Source organism: Streptomyces sp. NBC_00461 (assembly GCF_036013935.1).
GTDB lineage: Bacteria > Actinomycetota > Actinomycetes > Streptomycetales > Streptomycetaceae > Streptomyces.
This window is the reverse complement of the sequence record NZ_CP107902.1, coordinates 2,624,526-2,641,052: the sequence shown is the minus strand read 5'-3', so window position 1 is coordinate 2,641,052 and position 16,527 is coordinate 2,624,526. Positions and strand designations below refer to the sequence as shown.

Genomic DNA, 16,527 nt, shown 5'->3' with positions numbered 1-16,527 from the left:
CCTGGCGGACGTCGTCAGTGGTGGTAGCCGTGCACCACCGCGTGGCCCTTCCCGCGGCCGATCATCCACTTGTTGACGGGTGTCGTCACGAGGAAGGCGACCGCCAGGGAGATCGCGAGGGAAGCCCAGAACAGCAGGTCGGCGAGCTGGGCGTCCATCGCGTCCGGCCACAGCACGATCACGCCGTTGTCGATCAGCTCCATCACGGCGATGGACAGGGTGTCCGCGGCCAGCGCCACCCGGAAGGCCGTACGGAAACCGACGCCGGCCCGCAGCACCCCGCGCAGCGTCAGTGAGTAGCCGAAGAAGAACGCGAGGACGATCGCCAGGACCGTCGTCGCGACGTTGCCCCAGCCGAGCGCCGTGCCGACGACCATGCCCAGTACCTCGCCGATGGCGCAGCCGGTCAGGCAGTGCAGGGTCGCCTGGGCGGCCATGCTCCAGGTGGCGGCGGCCGGGTGGTGGTGTGGGTGTGTCCGGTGTTCCTGATGTGCCTCGTGCTGCATGACTGCCCCCAATGCCAGGTAACGGTTCCTGCACCGAGCAGGAACCGTATACCCCCCAGGGGTATTCCTCAACGGCCTACGAGTCGCGCAGTTTCTTCAGTCGCTCCACGTCCGCGGCATGCCCTTCCTTGCCGCCGGGCGTTTCGATGATCAGCGGTACGCCCTCGGTCGCGGGGTGGGTCATCAGCGCCCGGAACGGGTCCTCGCCGATGTGGCCGGCGCCGATGTTCTCGTGCCGGTCCTTGTGCGCGCCGACCACGTCCTTGGAGTCGTTGGCGTGGATCAGCTTCAGCCGGCCCTCGCCGACGGTGTCCACCAGCAGGTCCAGGGTCTGGTGCATGCCGCTCGGGCCGGTCAGATCGTGGCCGGCCGCGTAGATGTGGCACGTGTCCAGGCAGACGCCGAGCTTCGGATGGGCGTCCAGCGCCTCGAAGTACGGGCCGAAGTCCCAGGTCCGCGAGCAGAGCGAGGCACCCTGCCCGGCGGTCGACTCCAGGAGCAGGAACGGGTCGTCGTCGTGGGTGAGCTCGTCGAGCAGCGGCAGCATGTGCTCGCGCACCTGCTTCAGGGCGACGGAGCGGTCCCGGCCGCCGGTCGCGCTGCCCGTGTGCACGACCACCCCGAGCGCCCCGATCTCCCGGCCGCGCCGCAGCGAGTGCCGCAGCGAGTCCACGGACTTCTCGACGGTCGCCTCGGTGTGCGAACCGAAGTTGATCAGGTACGGGGCATGCACGTACGCCGGGATCGACTCGGCCTCGCACGCCGCGCGGAACTCCTCGTCCTGTCGCGGATTGCCGACGGGCGTGGCCCAGCCGCGCGGGTTGGCGACGAAGACCTGCACCGTCTCGGCCTTCAGGTCATGGGCGTACGACAGGCCGACGGAGTGGAGACCGCCGGCCACGGGGACATGGCCGCCGACGGGGTTGCGGGACTGCTGACTGTTCACCCGTTCAGGGTGTCACGCAGCCTGACGTGCTCCGTCACCGGATCTTGATGGTGATCGTCGACCCCTTGGGCGCCTTGTCCCCGCCCTCCACGGACTGGCTCTTGACGGTGTCGCCGAACAGTCCGAGCAGACCGCGGTCCTTGTCGACCTTGAAGCCGGCGTCTTCCAGGGTCTTCTGCGCGTCGTCGACGTTGTCCCCGGTGACGTCCGGGACCTCGATCATCTCGGGGCCCTTGGACAGGGCCAGCGTCACTGTGTCGCCCTCGGCGGCCTTGCTGTCGCTCCGGGGTGTCTGCGCGGCGACCTGCCCCTTGTCGTACTCGGAGTTGACCCGCTCGGAGGAGACCTTCACCGTCAGGCCCGCGTCCTCCAGGTCGGCCTTCGCGTCCTGAAGGTCCTCACCGGTGACATCCGGGACGTCCACCGGGCTGCCCTTGCTGACGACCAGCGCGATCGCCGAACCCGCGTGCCGCTTCGTGCCCGCCTCCGGATCCGTGGAGATCACGGAGCCCTTGGGGACGTCGTCGCTGAACTCGCGGGTGACCATGCCGGGATCGAGGCTGTGCTGCTTCAGCTGCGTCCTCGCCTCGGCCAGCGTCCGGCTCTCCAGGTCGGGCACCTGCACGGTCTCCGGGCCGTCGGAGAGGGTGAGCGTCACGGACGCGTTGTCGCGGACGCGGCTGCCGGGCACGGGGTCGGAACTGATGACCGTGCCCCGCTTCACCGTGTCGCTGTAGGCGTGCTTGATCCTGCCGAGGTCCAGCCCGGCGTCGTCCAGCTGCTTGCGCGCCTCCACCTGGGTCTTCGCCAGTACCGGCGGGACCTTGGTGAACTGGCCGGAGTTGATGTACCAGACACCCGTGCCGACCCCGAGGATCAGCAGCACCGCGACGACGATCGCGAGCGGACCGCGCCGGCCGCGCGCGCCGCGACGGCGCGGCGGCAGCGGCGGGGGAGTCTGCAGCACGCTGGTGTGGTGCAGCGCCTGCCGGTCGTCGTCCTCGTTCACCGGCAGCGGGCGCTGCACCGTCAGCCCGCGCGGGATCACGCTCGTACGGTCCGCGGAGATGTCCCGGTGGTCCGAGGCGAGCGCCTGCGGGGGCATCGCGTCCAGCTGGTCCACGCTGAGCGCGGCGCGCACCTCGCGCGCCTGCGCGAGCAGCGCCACCGCGTCCTGCGGGCGGATGTCGGGGGTGCGGGCGGTGGCCGACGCGACCAGCGCGTCCAGCGCGTACGCCAGCCCCGGCACGGCGGCCGACGGCGGCGGGACGTCCTCGTGGATGTGCTTGTAGAGGACGGTGGCCGGGGAGTCCCCGTAGTGCGGCCGGTCGCCCGTCAGCATCTCGTACAGCACGACACCGCACGCGTACACGTCGACCCGGGGGTCGGCGGTGCCGTGCTCGATCTGCTCCGGCGCGAGGTAGGAGACGGTGCCGAGGACCGTCCCCGTGGTGTTGGTGACCGTGTCCACGGAGCGGACGAGGCCGAAGTCGGCGACCTTGACCCGGCCGTCGTCTCCTATCAGCACGTTCTCCGGCTTCATGTCCCGGTGCACGAAACCGGCGCGGTGCGCGGCACCGAGCGCGGCCAGCACCGGCTCCAGGATGTCCAGCGCGGCGCGCGGCTGCAGCGCCCCGCGCTCGCGCAGCACGTCCCGCAGGGTGCATCCGGCGACGTACTCCATGGCGAGATAGACGTACGACCCGTCGGTGCCCTGGTCGAAGACCTGCACCACGTTCGGATGGGCCAGCCGGGCGACGGACTTCGCCTCCCGGATGAACCGGTCGACGAAGGTGCCGTCGGCGGCGAGCGAGGGGTGCATCACCTTGAGCGCGAGCACCCGGTCGAGGCGGGTGTCCAGGGCCCGGTAGACCGTGGCCATCCCGCCGACCGCGATCCGCGCCTCCACGCGATAGCGCCCGTCGAGCACCTGCCCGACCAGAGGGTCCTGAAGGGTCGTATCCACGCAGGTGAGTGTACGAGCCGTGACTGACAGAGCCGTCGATTCCTGCGGGATCGGGGCGTGACTGCAGCCGAGCTGTGACGGACATCGCAGTGACTTCCGGCCAGCGTCGAACGTTCGTTCAGAAAGCAGGCCGCTCCGGGTCCAGCCGTGCCAGGCCCTCCACGGGGGACGACGCCGCCGCGAAATGCCGCCGCGGGATCCGCCCCGCGAGCCGGGCCAGCCGCCCCGCCTCCACCGCGTGCTTCATCGCCTCGGCCATCAGTTGCGGCTCCTGCGCCCGCGTCACCGCTGAGGCGAGCATCACACCCGCGCACCCCAGCTCCATCGCGAGCGCCGCGTCCGACGCCGTACCGGCGCCCGCGTCCAGAATCACCGGCACGCGCGCGTGCTCGGTGATCAACTGGAAGTTGTGCGGGTTGCGGATGCCGAGCCCGGAGCCGATCGGCGAGCCGAGCGGCATGACCGCCGCACAGCCGACGTCCTCCAGCTTCCGGGCCAGGACGGGATCGTCGTTCGTGTACGGCAGCACAGTGAAACCGTCGTCGACGAGGGTCTCGGCGGCGTCCAGCAGCTCGATCGGGTCGGGCAGGAGGGTGCGCTCATCGGCGATGACCTCAAGTTTGACCAGTTCGGTGCCGAGCGCCTCGCGCGCGAGGCGGGCGGTGAGGACGGCCTCGCCGGCGGTGAAGCAGCCCGCCGTGTTCGGCAGCACCTGGATGCCGAGCCTGTCCAGGACGGACAGCACCGAGCCCTGCACCGAGGGGTCCACGCGCCGCATCGCCACCGTAGTCAGCTCCGTGCCGGACGCGACCAGCGCCCGCTCCAGCACGTCGAGGCTGGGAGCACCGCCGGTGCCCATGATCAGGCGGGACGTGAAGGACGTACCGCCGATGACAAGGGGATCGTCGGCCATGGGTCAGCCTCCTTGGACGGCGGTGAGGATCTCGACGCGGTCCCCCTCGCAGAGGGACGTCGACGGCCACTCGGCGCGTGGGACGACGGTTTCGTTCAGGGCGGCGGCCACTCCGGAGGGGGCCGGGGTCAGCGTGCGTACGACGGAGTCGAGAGCGGTGCCGACGGCGAACTCCCGTGCCTGACCGTTGACGGAGATGTTCATGCGGGCTGCTCCATGAGCGCGAAACGCCTCGGGGTGAACGGACGGGCCTCGTCCGGGAGTTCGCCGGTGGTCAGGACGTGCGCCATGGCGTCGCCGGTGACCGGCGTGAGCAGCACGCCGTTGCGGTAGTGGCCGGTGGCCAGCAGGAGTCCGGGCAGCTGCGTCGGGCCGAGCAGCGGCGCGTTGTCCGGGGAGCCGGGGCGCAGGCCCGCGCGTGTCTCCGTCAGCGGCAGCTCGGTGATCCCGGGCACCAGCTCGTGCGCGTCGCGCAGCAGCTCGTACACGCCGCCCGCGGTGACCGTCGTGTCCCAGCCCAGCTCCTCGCTGGTCGCGCCGACGACCAGCTCGCCGTTCTCGCGCGGCACCAGGTAGACATGGCTGCCGCGGACGACCGCGCGCACGGTGCGGCTCAGGAACGGCGCGTACCGCTTCGGCACGGTCAGCCGCAGCACCTGGCCCTTCACCGGCCGTACGGGCGGCAGTGCGTCGTCGGGGACGCCAGGAAGGCGCCCGCTGAGGCTGCCGGCGGCCAGCACCACCTGGCCCGCGCCCAGCTCGTCACCGCCCGCCGTGGTGACACCGGCGGCCCGGTCGCGTACGACGTGGAAGCGCTCCGCCCACGTGAGGTGGAAGACCACGCCCGCTCGCTCGCACGCCGCCACGAGCGCGCGTGCCAGGCGCCGCGGATCGATCTGGTGGTCGCCGTCGACCCTGAGCCCCCCGCGCACGCAGGGCGCGAGCATCGGCTCCAGGCGTCGGCAGTCGCGCCCCGACAGCCACTCGGAGTCGAGCCCCGACTGCCGCTGCAGGACGTGCAGTTCGCGCAGGTGGGCGCGGTCGTCGGCGTCCAGGGCGACGGCGAGCGTGCCGCACTGGCGGTAGCCGAGATCGAGGCCCGTGAGGTCGGTGAGTTCGGCCGCGAAGTCCGGGTAGCGGCGGGCCGACTCCAGATTGAGGCCGAGCAGGGTCTGCTCGCCGTAGTGCAGCTCGGTGACGGCGGCCAGCATCCCGGCGGCCACCTGGGCGGCCCCGCCGCCCGGTTCGGGGTCCACGACGGCCGCGGTCAGCCCGCGCTGCGCGGCCCGCCAGGCCGTGACCAGGCCGATGATTCCGCCCCCGATGACGAGGACGTCTGACGTACGTGACGACATGGGCGTCCAGCCCCTCCCTTCGCCGGCATGACCCGGATCAGGTTCGTACGGTCGGAGGCCGCCAGCCTCCCTCTCAGCCCGGTGCGTCCGGGCTCCCGCGAGTGCTTGTACGTTGGCCACCCTAGCCCGACCCGCCGCGCCTCTGTAAGGAGCCCTCTGCCATGCCCCGCTCGCTCGACGGCCTCGTCCTCGCGCCCGTCGCCGACCAGGCCCCAGGTCAGGTGGGTACCCGTACCCGGTTCACGTACCACGAGAAGGACGGGGAGATCTGGGCCGAGTACGCGGGCGGCGACGTCGTACGCGGGCATCTGGTGGGTACCCGGGCGGGGGACCGGCTGGACTTCCGGTACGTCCAGCTCAAGCACGACGGGACGACGTCCTCGGGGCACTGCGTGTCGACGGTGGTGGAACTGCCGGACCGGCGGGTGCGGCTGGAGGAGACCTGGGAGTGGGAGTCGCAGCCGGGCAGCGGAACAAGTGTTGTGGAGCAGGTCACTGAGCACGACCGCTGACTGACGAATCGTCACTTGTCTATGGTGATCAGGTGAGCGAGCAGACGCGGGAAGTGAGCACGTCACCGGCACGGCGCGTGGTCGTCGTCGGCGCGGGGATGGCCGGTGTGCAGACGGCCGTCGCCCTGCGCGATCAGGGCTTCACCGGCACCGTCACACTGATCGGCGCCGAGCCCCACCAGCCGTACGACCGGCCGCCGCTGTCCAAGGCCGTCCTGCTCGGCAAGTCCGAGGGCTCCGCCTTCGACGTCGACTTCGAGGCGCTCGGCATCGAACTGCAACTGGGCCGCGAGGTGCTCGGCGTGCGCCCCGGCGAGCACGAACTGGACACCGAGGCCGGGCCCGTCCCGTACGACGTCCTGGTCCTCGCCACCGGCGCCGAGCCGATCGCCCTGCCGGGCACGGAGGGCGTGCCCGGCGTGCATCTGCTGCGCACACTGGACGACGCCGAGCGACTGCGGCCCGTGCTCGCGCGGCAGCACGACATCGTGGTCGTCGGCGCGGGCTGGATCGGCGCCGAGTTCGCCACCGCCGCGCGCGAGGCCGGCTGCGCGGTGACCGTCGTCGAGGCCGCGGACCGGCCGCTCACGGGAGCACTGCCGGCCGAGGTGGCCGCGCCGATGGCGGCCTGGTACGGCGATGCCGGCGCCGTGCTGCGTACACACGCGCGCGTGCAGCGCGTCGAGCACGGCGCGGTCGTCCTCGACGACGGCACGCGGCTGCCCGCGGGCGCGGTCGTGGTCGGCATCGGCGCCCGCCCCGCCACGGCCTGGCTGTCCGGCTCCGGCATCGGGCTCGGCGCGCACCGCGAGGTCGTGGCCGACACCCACCTGCGCACGTCCGCGCCGGACGTCTACGCCGTCGGTGACTGCGCCTCGTTCCCTTCGGGACGGTACGGCGAGCGCCTGCTGGTCCACCACTGGGACAACGCCCTCCAGGGGCCGCGCACGGTGGCGGCGAACATCGTCGGCGAGGCCACCGACGAACCCCTGGCGGTCTACGACCCGGTCCCGTACTTCTGGTCCGAGCAGTTCGGCCGCTTCGTCCAGTACGCCGGCCACCACACGTCCGCCGACACGACCCTGTGGCGCGGCGACCCGTCGGGGCCCGCCTGGTCCGTCTGCTGGTTGCGCGAGAACCGACTGGCCGCCCTGCTGGCGGTGGGCAGGCCGCGGGACCTGGCACAGGGCAGACGGCTGATCGAGGCGGGCACGCCGATGGACCCCGAGCTGCTCGCGGATCCGGCGAAGCCCTTGAAAGCCGCCGCGGTGTAGTGCAAAAGCCGCAGGTCGGACGCTCCTGGCTTCCGACTGTCAGTGCGGGATGGCAGGCTTGATTCCGTGACCGAGATTGACGCAAAGATCGATGCTCTCGTCCCCGCCTGGCTCACGCTGCCCGACATCGCAGAGATGCTCGATGTCGAGGTGACGCGCGTGCGACAGCTGGTCAAGGACGGCCAAGTCATCGCCGTACGCCGTGGTGAGAACCGTGCGCTGCACGTCCCCGCCGCCTTCATCGACGGGACCGAGCAGAAGGTCGTCAAGGGCCTGACCGGCACCCTGACGCTTCTGCGGGACGACGGCTTCACCGACGAAGAGATGCTCGAGTGGCTCTTCACCCCCGACGAGAGCCTGCCCGGCACCCCCGCGCAGGCTCTCAGCGAGAATCGAGGCACGGAGGTGAAGCGCCGGGCCCAGGCGCTCGCCGTCTGATCCGAACAGGCTGATCCGAACACCGTCCGGCGTACGGGCCGGGGCCGGCCAAGGCCACGGCCGCGGTTCACTGCGGCCGGCAGGTCCACTGAGGTCAGGTCCGCAGGTTCGCTGCGGCCCGCAGGGACCGACGGCCACGGCCCGTCCCCGAGCCCGTACGCCGCCGACACGGAACGACACCGGGGGGACCCTCGTATGCCCGACACCGCCGCCACCGCACGCGCCCGGCTCGCCGACGCCCGCGTCTACCTGTGCACGGACGCCCGCAGGCGCCAGGGCGACCTGCCCGAGTTCCTGGACGCCGTCCTGGCCGGCGGCGTCGACATCGTGCAGCTGCGCGACAAGGGCATGGAGGCGGCCGAGGAGCTGGAGCACCTGAAGGTCCTCGCCGACGCCTGCGCCCGTCACGACAAGCTGCTGGCGGTCAACGACCGCGCGGACGTCGCGCACGCCGCCGGTGCCGGCGTACTCCATCTGGGCCAGGGCGACCTCCCGGTCCCCGCGGCCCGCGCGATTCTCGGGGACGACGTCCTCATCGGCCGTTCGACGCACGCGGAGGCGGAAGCGGCGGCCGCCGCCGTCCAGGAGGGCGTCGACTACTTCTGCACCGGCCCCTGCTGGCCGACCCCCACCAAGCCGGGCCGGTACGCCCCCGGCCTCGACCTGGTCCGATACACGGCCTCCCTCGGCACCGACCGCCCCTGGTTCGCCATCGGCGGCATCGACCTCGGCAACCTCGACGAGGTGCTCGCGGCCGGTGCCCGCCGGGTCGTGGTCGTTCGCGCGATCACCGAGGCGGACGACCCCGGCGCGGCGGCGGCCGACTTCGCGAAGCGGCTGCGGAATCGCTGAGCGGGCAGCCGGAATCCCTGAGCGGGCAGGCTGTCCAAGGGGTGGACAACAAGTCGACAAATCGGGCAAATTTCCGGCCCTCGGTTGGGGGACCGCCCACCCCTGGTTAACCTGCGAGTATGGCCCTCGGAACCGCATCCACCCGGACTGATCGCGCACGCACGGTGAGCGACATGCTCGCGAGCGGCAAAACGACGTACTCGTTCGAGTTCTCTGCGCCGAAGACCCCCAAGGGCGAGAAGAGCCTGTGGAACGCGCTGCGCAGGGTCGAGGCGGTGGCCCCCGACTTCGTCTCCGTCACCTATGGAGCAGGCGGTTCCACGCGTGCGACCACGGTCACGGAGACCCAGCAGATCGTCGTCGACACCACCCTCACCCCGGTCGCCCACCTCACCGCGGTCAACCATTCCATCGCCGAACTGCGCAACATCATCGGCCAGTACGCCGACGCCGGGATCCGCAACATGCTCGCCGTGCGCGGTGACCCGCCCGGCGACCCCATGGGCGACTGGGTGCCGCACCCGACGGGCCTGACCTACGCCGCCGAACTCGTCCAGCTCATCAAGGAGTCGGGCGACTTCTGCGTAGGTGTCGCGGCCTTCCCGGAGATGCACCCGCGCTCCGAGGACTGGGACGCGGACGTCGCCCGCTTCGTGGACAAGTGCCGGGCGGGCGCCGACTACGCCATCACGCAGATGTTCTTCCAGCCGGAGTCCTATCTGCGGCTGCGTGACCGGGTCGCCGCGGCGGGCTGCGAGACCCCCGTCATCCCCGAAGTCATGCCGGTGACCAGTGTGAAGATGCTGGAGCGGCTGCCCCAGCTCAGCAACGCGCACATCCCGTCCGCCCTGAAAGAGCGAATCCTCACAGCAAAAGACGATCCGACCGCTGTACGCTCCATTGGCATCGAATTCGCCACGGAGTTCTGCGCGCGGCTGCTCGCCGAGGGCGTGCCCGGACTGCACTTCATCACGCTCAACAACTCCACGGCGACGCTGGAAATCTACGAGAACCTGGGCCTGCACCAACCCCCGCGGGCCTAGACCAGCCGCACGGGTATACGACACACTGCGTAGCGGCGACTGGGAGAGGGGCGTACATGGGCTATACGGTCCTCTACATCGCGTTCGGAATCGTCGCGCTGTGGCTGCTGGGTGAGGTGCTGCTCCAGTACAAGGCGCGGCTGCGCTGGCGGTTGCTCGCCTTCGCCGGCTTCCTGTGCGTCGTGGCCGGGGTGCTGATCTCGCAGGTGATCGTCATCGGGCTGGGCGCGGCCGCGTTCGCGGTCGGCCAGACCTACGTCACGCTGTCGTTCCGCCGGGGCTTCTCCGCGGGCTGGGCGGTCAAGCGCCCCGACGAGGACGGCGCCGGCACCAAGCGCAGGCGTGGCACGGCGGACCGCCAGGACCCGACCCTGGAGGTCTCCGACCTGGAGCCGGGTGAGAGCGGGTACGGCGACCAGGCGGCCGCCTACAACCGCGAAAGCGTGTCGTACAACGACGACGAGTACGACCGCGACGACGTCTTCACCCCCGCCCGCTCCGCCGCCGAGCCCACGGCCGCCGAGTCCACCGCGGTGTACGAGCCGCAGCCCCTGCCCGACGACACCGGCTCGTACGGCATATACAACGACAACGCGTACACCGCGGCCAACGACCCGTCCTACGCGAACGCCGGCCAGGCCCAGGACCAGTACGCGACGGCGGCCCAGGGCGCCGACCAGGCCTACGCGTACGACTACTCCGGGTACGACCAGCAGCAGTACGGCTACGACACCACCGGCCAGCAGCAGTACGCCGCCTACTCCGACCCGTACATCGGCACCCAGACCTACGGCGGCGGCTACGACGCCACCTACGGTCAGTACGCGCAGCAGGGCTACGGCCAGGACCAGTACGCCACCGGCAGCTACGGCGGCGAGACCCCGGCCGGCGGCGTGTGGGTTCCGCAGCAGCGCACCGACGAGACCTACAGCGGCGAACTCCCGCAGGAGCAGCCCTACCCCTACCAGGACAACAACGGTCAGGGGCAGGCGCAGGGACAGGCACAGGGGAACGGGTACGACGAGCAGTACCGCTTCTGAGACCCCCTCAGCGGGCCCCTCGGCGCGGGGCGCTCACTGGGAACCCCTGAACTCCGGCCCCTCCACGATCAGTCCGGCCACCAGCGCGCCCGACATGCCGGCATGCGGGAGACCGCCACCGGGGTGGGACCACCCGCCGACCCGGTACAGACCCGGGAACCGGGTGGTGTTGGCCGGGTGCAGGAAGCGCCCGCTCCCCGCGGCCAGCGAAGGAGCCGACAGCCCACCGAACGCGGCGCCTGCTTCTTTCTCGCCGTGTTCCGGCGGCCGCACCTCGCGCCACAGGATCCGCTCACGAAGCCCCGGTATCGCGGCCCCGGCCGCGGCCACGAGCACGTCGGCGAGGCGTTCGTCCCGCTCCGGCGGATGCCGGTCGGACCCCGTCGCCACCACCGCGGACACGACCACGGACTCGTGCCCGTCGTCCGGTCTCAGCGCCGGGTCGTCCGGCCGCAGCACGGTCACCGTGGGCCGGACGGGCTCGGCCGCGCAGGAACCCAGAGAGTCCAACTCGGCCGCACGGTCGGGCGCGTGCACGACCGTGTGATGAACCGCACCGGCCTCCCGCGGGCCGCGCAGCGCCAGCAGCACGGTGAACCGTCCGGGGCGGGGGGCGGTGTCGGGCCGTACATCGCCCTCCCCGTCGAGCAGACGCTCCGTCAGCCCCCGCAGACGTACGGGATGCACGCCGGCCACCACATGGTCCGCCTCCACCAGGGAGGTGCCCCCGGCCAGCTCCACCCCCGCCGCGCGTCCGTCCTTCTCCAACAGGCCCGTCACCTCGGCGCCGAAGTGGAACTCGACCCTGCGGGCCACGCACCGCTCGTACACCGCGCGCGCCAACTCCCTTACGCCGCCGCGGACATACCAGCTCCCGAAGGCGTGCTCCATGTACGGCAGCACGGCCGCGCTCGCCGGAGCGACCCGCGGATCGAGGCCGTAGGAGAGGGCGTAACTCTCCAGCAGGGCCGTCAGCCGGGGATCGCGCAGCTCCCAGGCGCCGACCTCGGCGAGCGTGGTGGCGCGTCGGGTGCGCAGCAGCCTCTTGTGCGGGACCGCCGGGTACGGCTCGCGCTCGGCCAGCACCGACCAGTCGGTCCACAGGGGCTCCTCCAACAGGGGCCGGCGGGTGCGGTCCCAGGCCTCACGGGCCCGCACCAGGAAGTCGCCCCAGCGCCCGCCCGCGCCCGCTCCGAGGGCCTCGTCCAGGGCCGCGACCGCGCCCGCGCGCGAGGCGTTCGGCAGGGACACCTCCGTGCCGTCCGCGAAGACGTGCCGTGAGGACGGATCGACCTGGACCAGCTCGACGCACGCCTCCAGCGGCTCCTTGCCGGTCTTGACGAACAGATCGCGCCAGACGGCGGGCAGCGTCAGCAGCCCGGGACCGGTGTCGAAGCCGAACCCGTCCCGCTCGAAGCGGCATACCGCCCCGCCGTACGTCTGAGCACGCTCGTACACCGCGACCCGGTGGCCCGCGACGGCCAGCCGGGCGGCGGCCGCCATCGCGCCCATCCCGGCGCCGATCACCGCAATCCGTCCCATGCCAGCGACCTTACCGACCGCCACTGACAGCCACGGCACGAGTGGTCCGCCCCCGGATCCGGGAGACCGGGAAGATCGGCCGAGGGGAGGCAGGAGGCGCCCAGGGGAGTACTGATGCGGAGGCGATCGGGACCAGTCGGCAACGGAGCGCACTGGGGGTGAGTGCGCAGCACTGAGTATGCGTACCTAGTGAGCGAGATGAGTACGCGCGCGGATGGGCCCGACCTGCGTGAACGAGAGAGTGGAGGCACGGAAAGGGGCGCGGCTCCGGCACCGGCGACACGGGGCGTCGGAACGGAGCGGCCCCGGATCCGCTCCTTCCGCCGACCGAGGTCGGCGGGAGCGAGGCACGGGGGAACCCGGGGGAACGGACCGAAACGGGGGTCCCAACGGGGGGAAGAGAAAACGGGGGAGTACGGGAAGGCGCCGGTTCGAGGTGGCCCGCGGGGGACGCGGCCACCTCGGACCGGCGCTTTCGTGTGTGCTCAGCGCTGCCCGCTCACGCGCCCCTGGAGCAGCCGGGACAGCGCCGCGTGGACATCGTCCAGGGAGCGCTCCGGTTGGAAGGACTGCCAGTCCAGGGCGGCCACCAGGACCATGCCGACCAGCGCCGACGCGGTCAGTGACACGTCGATCTCGTCGCTGAACTCGCCGTTCGCCACACCCTCGCGCAGCACGTCCTCGACGACCGCGACCGCCTGCTGACGGACCACCATCAGCGTGGACTGCCAGGCCCTGTTGGTGCGCCACATCTCGGCCACGTACAGCTGGGTGAAGGCCGGATAGCGGTCGATGAAGACGAGACCGGCCCGGATCATCGCGTCCAGGGCGTCCACCTTGCTGCCGCCGTCCCTGGCCGTCCGCTCGGCCGCCTCCCTCAGGGAGGCCGTGAGGAGCCCGACGCCGTGCCGCAGCAGCTCCTCGAAGAGGACGGACTTGCTCGCGAAGTTGTAGTAGACCGTGCCCTTCGCGACCCCGGCACGCTCGGCGATCTCGTCCACCGTGGTGGCGGAGAAACCCTGCTCGGCGATGAGCGTGACGGCCGCCTCGTAGAGCTTCTGTCGGGTGGCCTCGCGGCGGGTGGTGCCGCCCGACGTGGCGCTGCTGCGTTCCATGGTCCTGATTGTCACAGGAACCGTACGTCCGGACGTCACCGCAGGGCTCACAGGGTCAGCTCCGGGTGCAGGCGGTCCAGCGTCCACACCTGCCGGCGGCGGGCCGACACGGCGGTCAGTGCGAGGGCGCCCGCGGTGAACGCCGTGAGCACCACGCACGCGTGCCACACCGGTCCCGTGCCGCCGCCCGTGATGAGCCTCCTCAGGGCCTCCACGACGTAGCTCATCGGCAGGAAGGGGTGGATCGCGTTGAAGAAGCCCGGACTGGTCTGTACGGGGTACGTGCCGCCGGCGGAGGTCAACTGGAGCATCAGCAGGGCGAGGACGAGGATCCGGCCCGCCGCCCCGAAGCGCGCGTTCAGCCATTGCACGATCGCCCCGAAGCACGCCGTCACCAGGAACAGGAAGCCGACGGTGCCGGCCGCCCGGTCCAGTTGCAGGCCGATCGCCCAGTGCAGCACCGACATCAGGGACACTGTCTGCAGTACGCCGATCGCGACCACCGGGAGCCAGCCCGCCAGCGCGATCCGCCACGCCGGGGCGCCCGTGGCGAGCGCGCGCCGGTTCATCGGCGGGATCAGCATGTACGCCACCATCGCGCCCACCCACAGGGACAGCGGGATGAAGTACGGGGCGAACCCGGTGCCGTAGTTGGGCGCCTTGTGCAGGTCCTTGGAGACGAGCCCGACCGGGTCCGCCATCACCTGGGTGCGCTTGTCGCGGTCCTGCTTGTCGTAGTCGGGGATCTGCCCGGCGCCGTCGTGCAGCCCGCCCGCGAGTTTGCCCGAGCCGTCGACGAGCTTGTACATGCCGCCGTTGAGGGTCTGGGCGCCGGTCTTCAGCTTGCCGAGGCCCTCGTCCAGGTCTCCGGCACCGCTCCTGGCCGTGCCGAGCCCCTTGTGCAGCTTCTTGGCGCCCGCGGCGACCTTCCCGGCGCCCTCGTTCAGCTTGTTGACCTTGGAGACGGCGTCGTCGAGGTCCTCGGAGAGGTGCGGCGCGCGGTCGGCGAGTGCCTGGGCCTGCGTCTGGAGGGTGGCCAGGTTCTTGTCGAGCTTCTTCAGGTCGCCGTCCTGGTCGCCGATCAGCGTGTTCAGGTCGTCGGCGATCGTCGACACGTCGTCGGCCGCCTCCTTCGCCTTCTTCAGGTCGGAGCAGGCCGCGTCCGGCAGTACGGGGTTCTCGCAGCGCGCCCTGTAGACGTCGTCCAGCGTGTCGGAGGCCGCACGGGCGCCCTTGGCGGCTACCGGGGCCGTCTTGACCAGGGTGCCGAGGTTGTGGCGGATCGCCTTGGAGGAGTCGGCGACCAGCTGGGCGGTGTCCCCGATGGTCTTCTCGTTGCCCTTCAGGAACGGGCCCGCCTTCTTGTCGATCCCGTTGACCTTGTCGGCGAGTGTCTGCGTGCCCGCCGCGACCTGCTTCGAGCCGTCCTCCAGGTCGCCGGCGCCCGTGTCGAGCTTCCGCAGGCCCTTGGACAGACTGCCGCTGCCGTCCTTGGCGTCCTTCAGCCCGTCGGCGAGGTCCTTGGAGCCCTTCTCCGCCTTCCCGATGCCGCCGCTCAGCTTGTCGGCGCCGTTCGCCGCCTTCACCGTCGCGCCGTGGATGTCGGAGAACGAGATGAAGATCTTGTCCAGGAAGGACCGTGATGCCTTCGTGGACGCGGCCTGGCGCACCTCGCTGAACACGGTCCGCGAGATCTGCCCGACGATGTAGTTGTTGGCGTCGTTCGTACGCACCTGCAGTGCGCCCGTCTGCGGCGAGTCGCCCGCGCTGGACGCGATCCGCCGGCTGAGGTCGGCCGGCATGGTCAGCGACAGGTAGTACGTGCCGTCCTCCACGCCCGCGCGTGCCTCGGCGGAGCTCACCTCGTGCCAGTCGAAGACGTCGCTGTCGCGCAGCCCCTCGGTGAGGGTGTCGCCCGCCGCGATCCTCTTCCCGTCGGCCGTCGCCCCCTTGTCGTCGTTGACGAGCGCCACCGGGATGCGGTCCAGACGGCCGTACGGGTCCCAGAAGGACCACAGGTACAGGGCTCCGTACAGCAGCGGCAGCACCAGGAGCGCCACCATGGCGGCGCGCGGCAGCCTGCCCCTGCCGAAGCGCCTCAGCTCAAGAGCGGCCAGTTTCGGCGAGCGCATCGTCCCTCCCCTTTCCCTCGGTGGCGACGTCCTGGGTGGCCATGACGCCTTCGGTGGCGGCGACTTCCTCGGTGGCTGCGACGTCCCCGGTGGCTACGGCGACGGTGTCGTCCGGAGCCTCGCTGCACACGGCCACGACGGTCGTCCCGGACTCGGCGACCGACCTCAACAGCGCCCAGACCTCGCCCCGTTCGGCCTCCGAGAGCTTGAGGTCGGTGTCGTCGACGCCGAGCAGCCGGGGGCGCCCGAGCAGGGCGAGCGCGAGGGACAGCCGCAGCGCCTCCAGCCGTTCGAGATCGCGTACGGCCGTCCGGGAGCCCTTGGGCAGCACCTCCCGGTCAAGGCCGGCGGCGGCCAGCGCGGTGTCGATCCGCAGCCTGGCCTCGGCGACGCGTTCCGCACGCGGACGCAGCAGCCCGCGCAGCGAGTCGCCGAACCGCCGCTGCAGCAGCGCCCGTTCGTGCAGGTGCTCGCCCACGGTCAGCGCCGGGTCGAGATCGGTGACCCCGCCGACGTGCGCGAGCCCACTGACCCGGCGTACGGCCGCCATCTGCTTGGGCAGCTTCCACTCGCCCACCCCGGCCGCGCCCTCCGTGAGCTTCATCCGTCCTGTGAGCGCGAGCAGCAGGCAGGTGCGGCCGGACCCGGACGGTCCCTCGATCGCGATCAGCGAGCCGGGCTCCGCGTCGAACGTGACGTCGCGGAAGGCCCAGCCGCGAGGGCCCCTGAGTCCGAGGCCGCGGGCCGTGACACCGATTCCGGGCACGGTTCCCCCATTCCCCTAAATTTGAACTGACTGGTCAGTGCAAAAACTAACGCGAACTTTCGATCGAAGCAAAAGCCCAGGTCAGAACGGATTGTCAGTGGCATACCGCACGATGGGCACATACGGC

The 16,527-nt window shown here is 71.3% G+C and carries 16 protein-coding genes and 1 riboswitch; of the genes, 6 read left to right on the top strand and 10 right to left on the bottom strand.

From position 1 onward, the window contains the following. Nucleotides 1–14 precede the first annotated feature (14 nt). The 6 genes from OG870_RS12585 to thiO form a co-directional block, all read right to left on the bottom strand. Nucleotides 15–506 carry a DUF4396 domain-containing protein gene (locus tag OG870_RS12585; protein WP_266512796.1) on the bottom strand — a complete coding sequence of 164 codons (492 nt, stop codon included), beginning with the start codon at nt 504–506 and terminating at the stop codon, nt 15–17. 76 nt (nt 507–582) lie between these two features. Further along, nucleotides 583–1,452 (bottom strand): deoxyribonuclease IV, encoded by an 870-nt coding sequence (locus OG870_RS12580; protein WP_266512794.1) that lies wholly within the window; start codon nt 1,450–1,452, stop codon nt 583–585. 34 nt (nt 1,453–1,486) lie between these two features. Further along, a complete protein-coding gene (pknB, locus tag OG870_RS12575; protein WP_266585311.1) occupies nt 1,487–3,418 on the bottom strand; it encodes a Stk1 family PASTA domain-containing Ser/Thr kinase in 1,932 nt (643 codons plus the stop codon). A 118-nt stretch (nt 3,419–3,536) separates the two neighbouring features. Then, on the bottom strand, nt 3,537–4,331 hold the full coding sequence (locus OG870_RS12570) for a thiazole synthase (protein WP_266512789.1): 795 nt from the start codon (nt 4,329–4,331) through the stop codon (nt 3,537–3,539). A 3-nt stretch (nt 4,332–4,334) separates the two neighbouring features. Then, the gene (gene thiS, locus OG870_RS12565) at nt 4,335–4,535 is read right to left on the bottom strand and encodes a sulfur carrier protein ThiS (protein WP_266512786.1); all 201 of its coding nucleotides are present in this window, start codon (nt 4,533–4,535) and stop codon (nt 4,335–4,337) included. Further along, nucleotides 4,532–5,686, bottom strand: a complete 1,155-nt coding sequence (gene thiO / locus OG870_RS12560; RefSeq protein WP_266512783.1) for a glycine oxidase ThiO — start codon at nt 5,684–5,686, stop codon at nt 4,532–4,534. The genes thiS and thiO overlap by 4 nt, the downstream gene beginning before the upstream one ends. Next, a riboswitch (TPP riboswitch) is annotated at nt 5,684–5,795 on the bottom strand. It overlaps the preceding gene by 3 nt. 52 nt (nt 5,796–5,847) lie before the next feature. Here thiO and OG870_RS12555 point away from each other — a divergent pair. From OG870_RS12555 to OG870_RS12530, 6 genes are all read left to right on the top strand, one after another. Continuing rightward, nucleotides 5,848–6,198: a hypothetical protein gene (locus tag OG870_RS12555; protein ID WP_266512780.1), complete on the top strand. Its 351-nt coding sequence runs from the start codon at nt 5,848–5,850 to the stop codon at nt 6,196–6,198. A 32-nt stretch (nt 6,199–6,230) separates the two neighbouring features. Then, nucleotides 6,231–7,472 (top strand): NAD(P)/FAD-dependent oxidoreductase, encoded by a 1,242-nt coding sequence (locus OG870_RS12550; RefSeq protein ID WP_266512777.1) that lies wholly within the window; start codon nt 6,231–6,233, stop codon nt 7,470–7,472. A gap of 66 nt (nt 7,473–7,538) precedes the next feature. Then, the gene (locus tag OG870_RS12545; protein WP_266512774.1) at nt 7,539–7,910 is read left to right on the top strand and encodes an Rv2175c family DNA-binding protein; all 372 of its coding nucleotides are present in this window, start codon (nt 7,539–7,541) and stop codon (nt 7,908–7,910) included. 195 nt (nt 7,911–8,105) lie between these two features. Further along, on the top strand, nt 8,106–8,762 hold the full coding sequence (gene thiE, locus OG870_RS12540; RefSeq protein WP_266585323.1) for a thiamine phosphate synthase: 657 nt from the start codon (nt 8,106–8,108) through the stop codon (nt 8,760–8,762). 119 nt (nt 8,763–8,881) lie between these two features. After that, on the top strand, nt 8,882–9,805 hold the full coding sequence (gene metF, locus OG870_RS12535; RefSeq protein ID WP_266512768.1) for a methylenetetrahydrofolate reductase [NAD(P)H]: 924 nt from the start codon (nt 8,882–8,884) through the stop codon (nt 9,803–9,805). A 56-nt stretch (nt 9,806–9,861) separates the two neighbouring features. Next, nucleotides 9,862–10,845: an SCO2102 family sporulation regulator gene (locus tag OG870_RS12530; RefSeq protein ID WP_266585325.1), complete on the top strand. Its 984-nt coding sequence runs from the start codon at nt 9,862–9,864 to the stop codon at nt 10,843–10,845. Nucleotides 10,846–10,878: 33 nt separating this feature from the next. Here the strand turns inward: OG870_RS12530 and OG870_RS12525 are convergent, their stop codons facing one another. The 4 genes from OG870_RS12525 to OG870_RS12510 all read right to left on the bottom strand — a co-directional run bounded on the left by OG870_RS12525 (nt 10,879) and on the right by OG870_RS12510 (nt 16,400). Continuing rightward, nucleotides 10,879–12,387: a phytoene desaturase family protein gene (locus OG870_RS12525; RefSeq protein WP_266512763.1), complete on the bottom strand. Its 1,509-nt coding sequence runs from the start codon at nt 12,385–12,387 to the stop codon at nt 10,879–10,881. 485 nt (nt 12,388–12,872) lie between these two features. After that, a complete protein-coding gene (locus tag OG870_RS12520) occupies nt 12,873–13,502 on the bottom strand; it encodes a TetR/AcrR family transcriptional regulator (RefSeq protein ID WP_266512760.1) in 630 nt (209 codons plus the stop codon). A 47-nt stretch (nt 13,503–13,549) separates the two neighbouring features. Beyond that, nucleotides 13,550–15,634: a YhgE/Pip domain-containing protein gene (locus OG870_RS12515; protein WP_266840888.1), complete on the bottom strand. Its 2,085-nt coding sequence runs from the start codon at nt 15,632–15,634 to the stop codon at nt 13,550–13,552. After that, complete coding sequence (locus OG870_RS12510; RefSeq protein WP_266840890.1) at nt 15,606–16,400, bottom strand: ATP-binding cassette domain-containing protein; 795 nt, start codon at nt 16,398–16,400, stop codon at nt 15,606–15,608. Before OG870_RS12510 ends, OG870_RS12515 begins: the two co-directional genes overlap by 29 nt. Between the last annotated feature and the right edge of the window lie 127 nt (nt 16,401–16,527).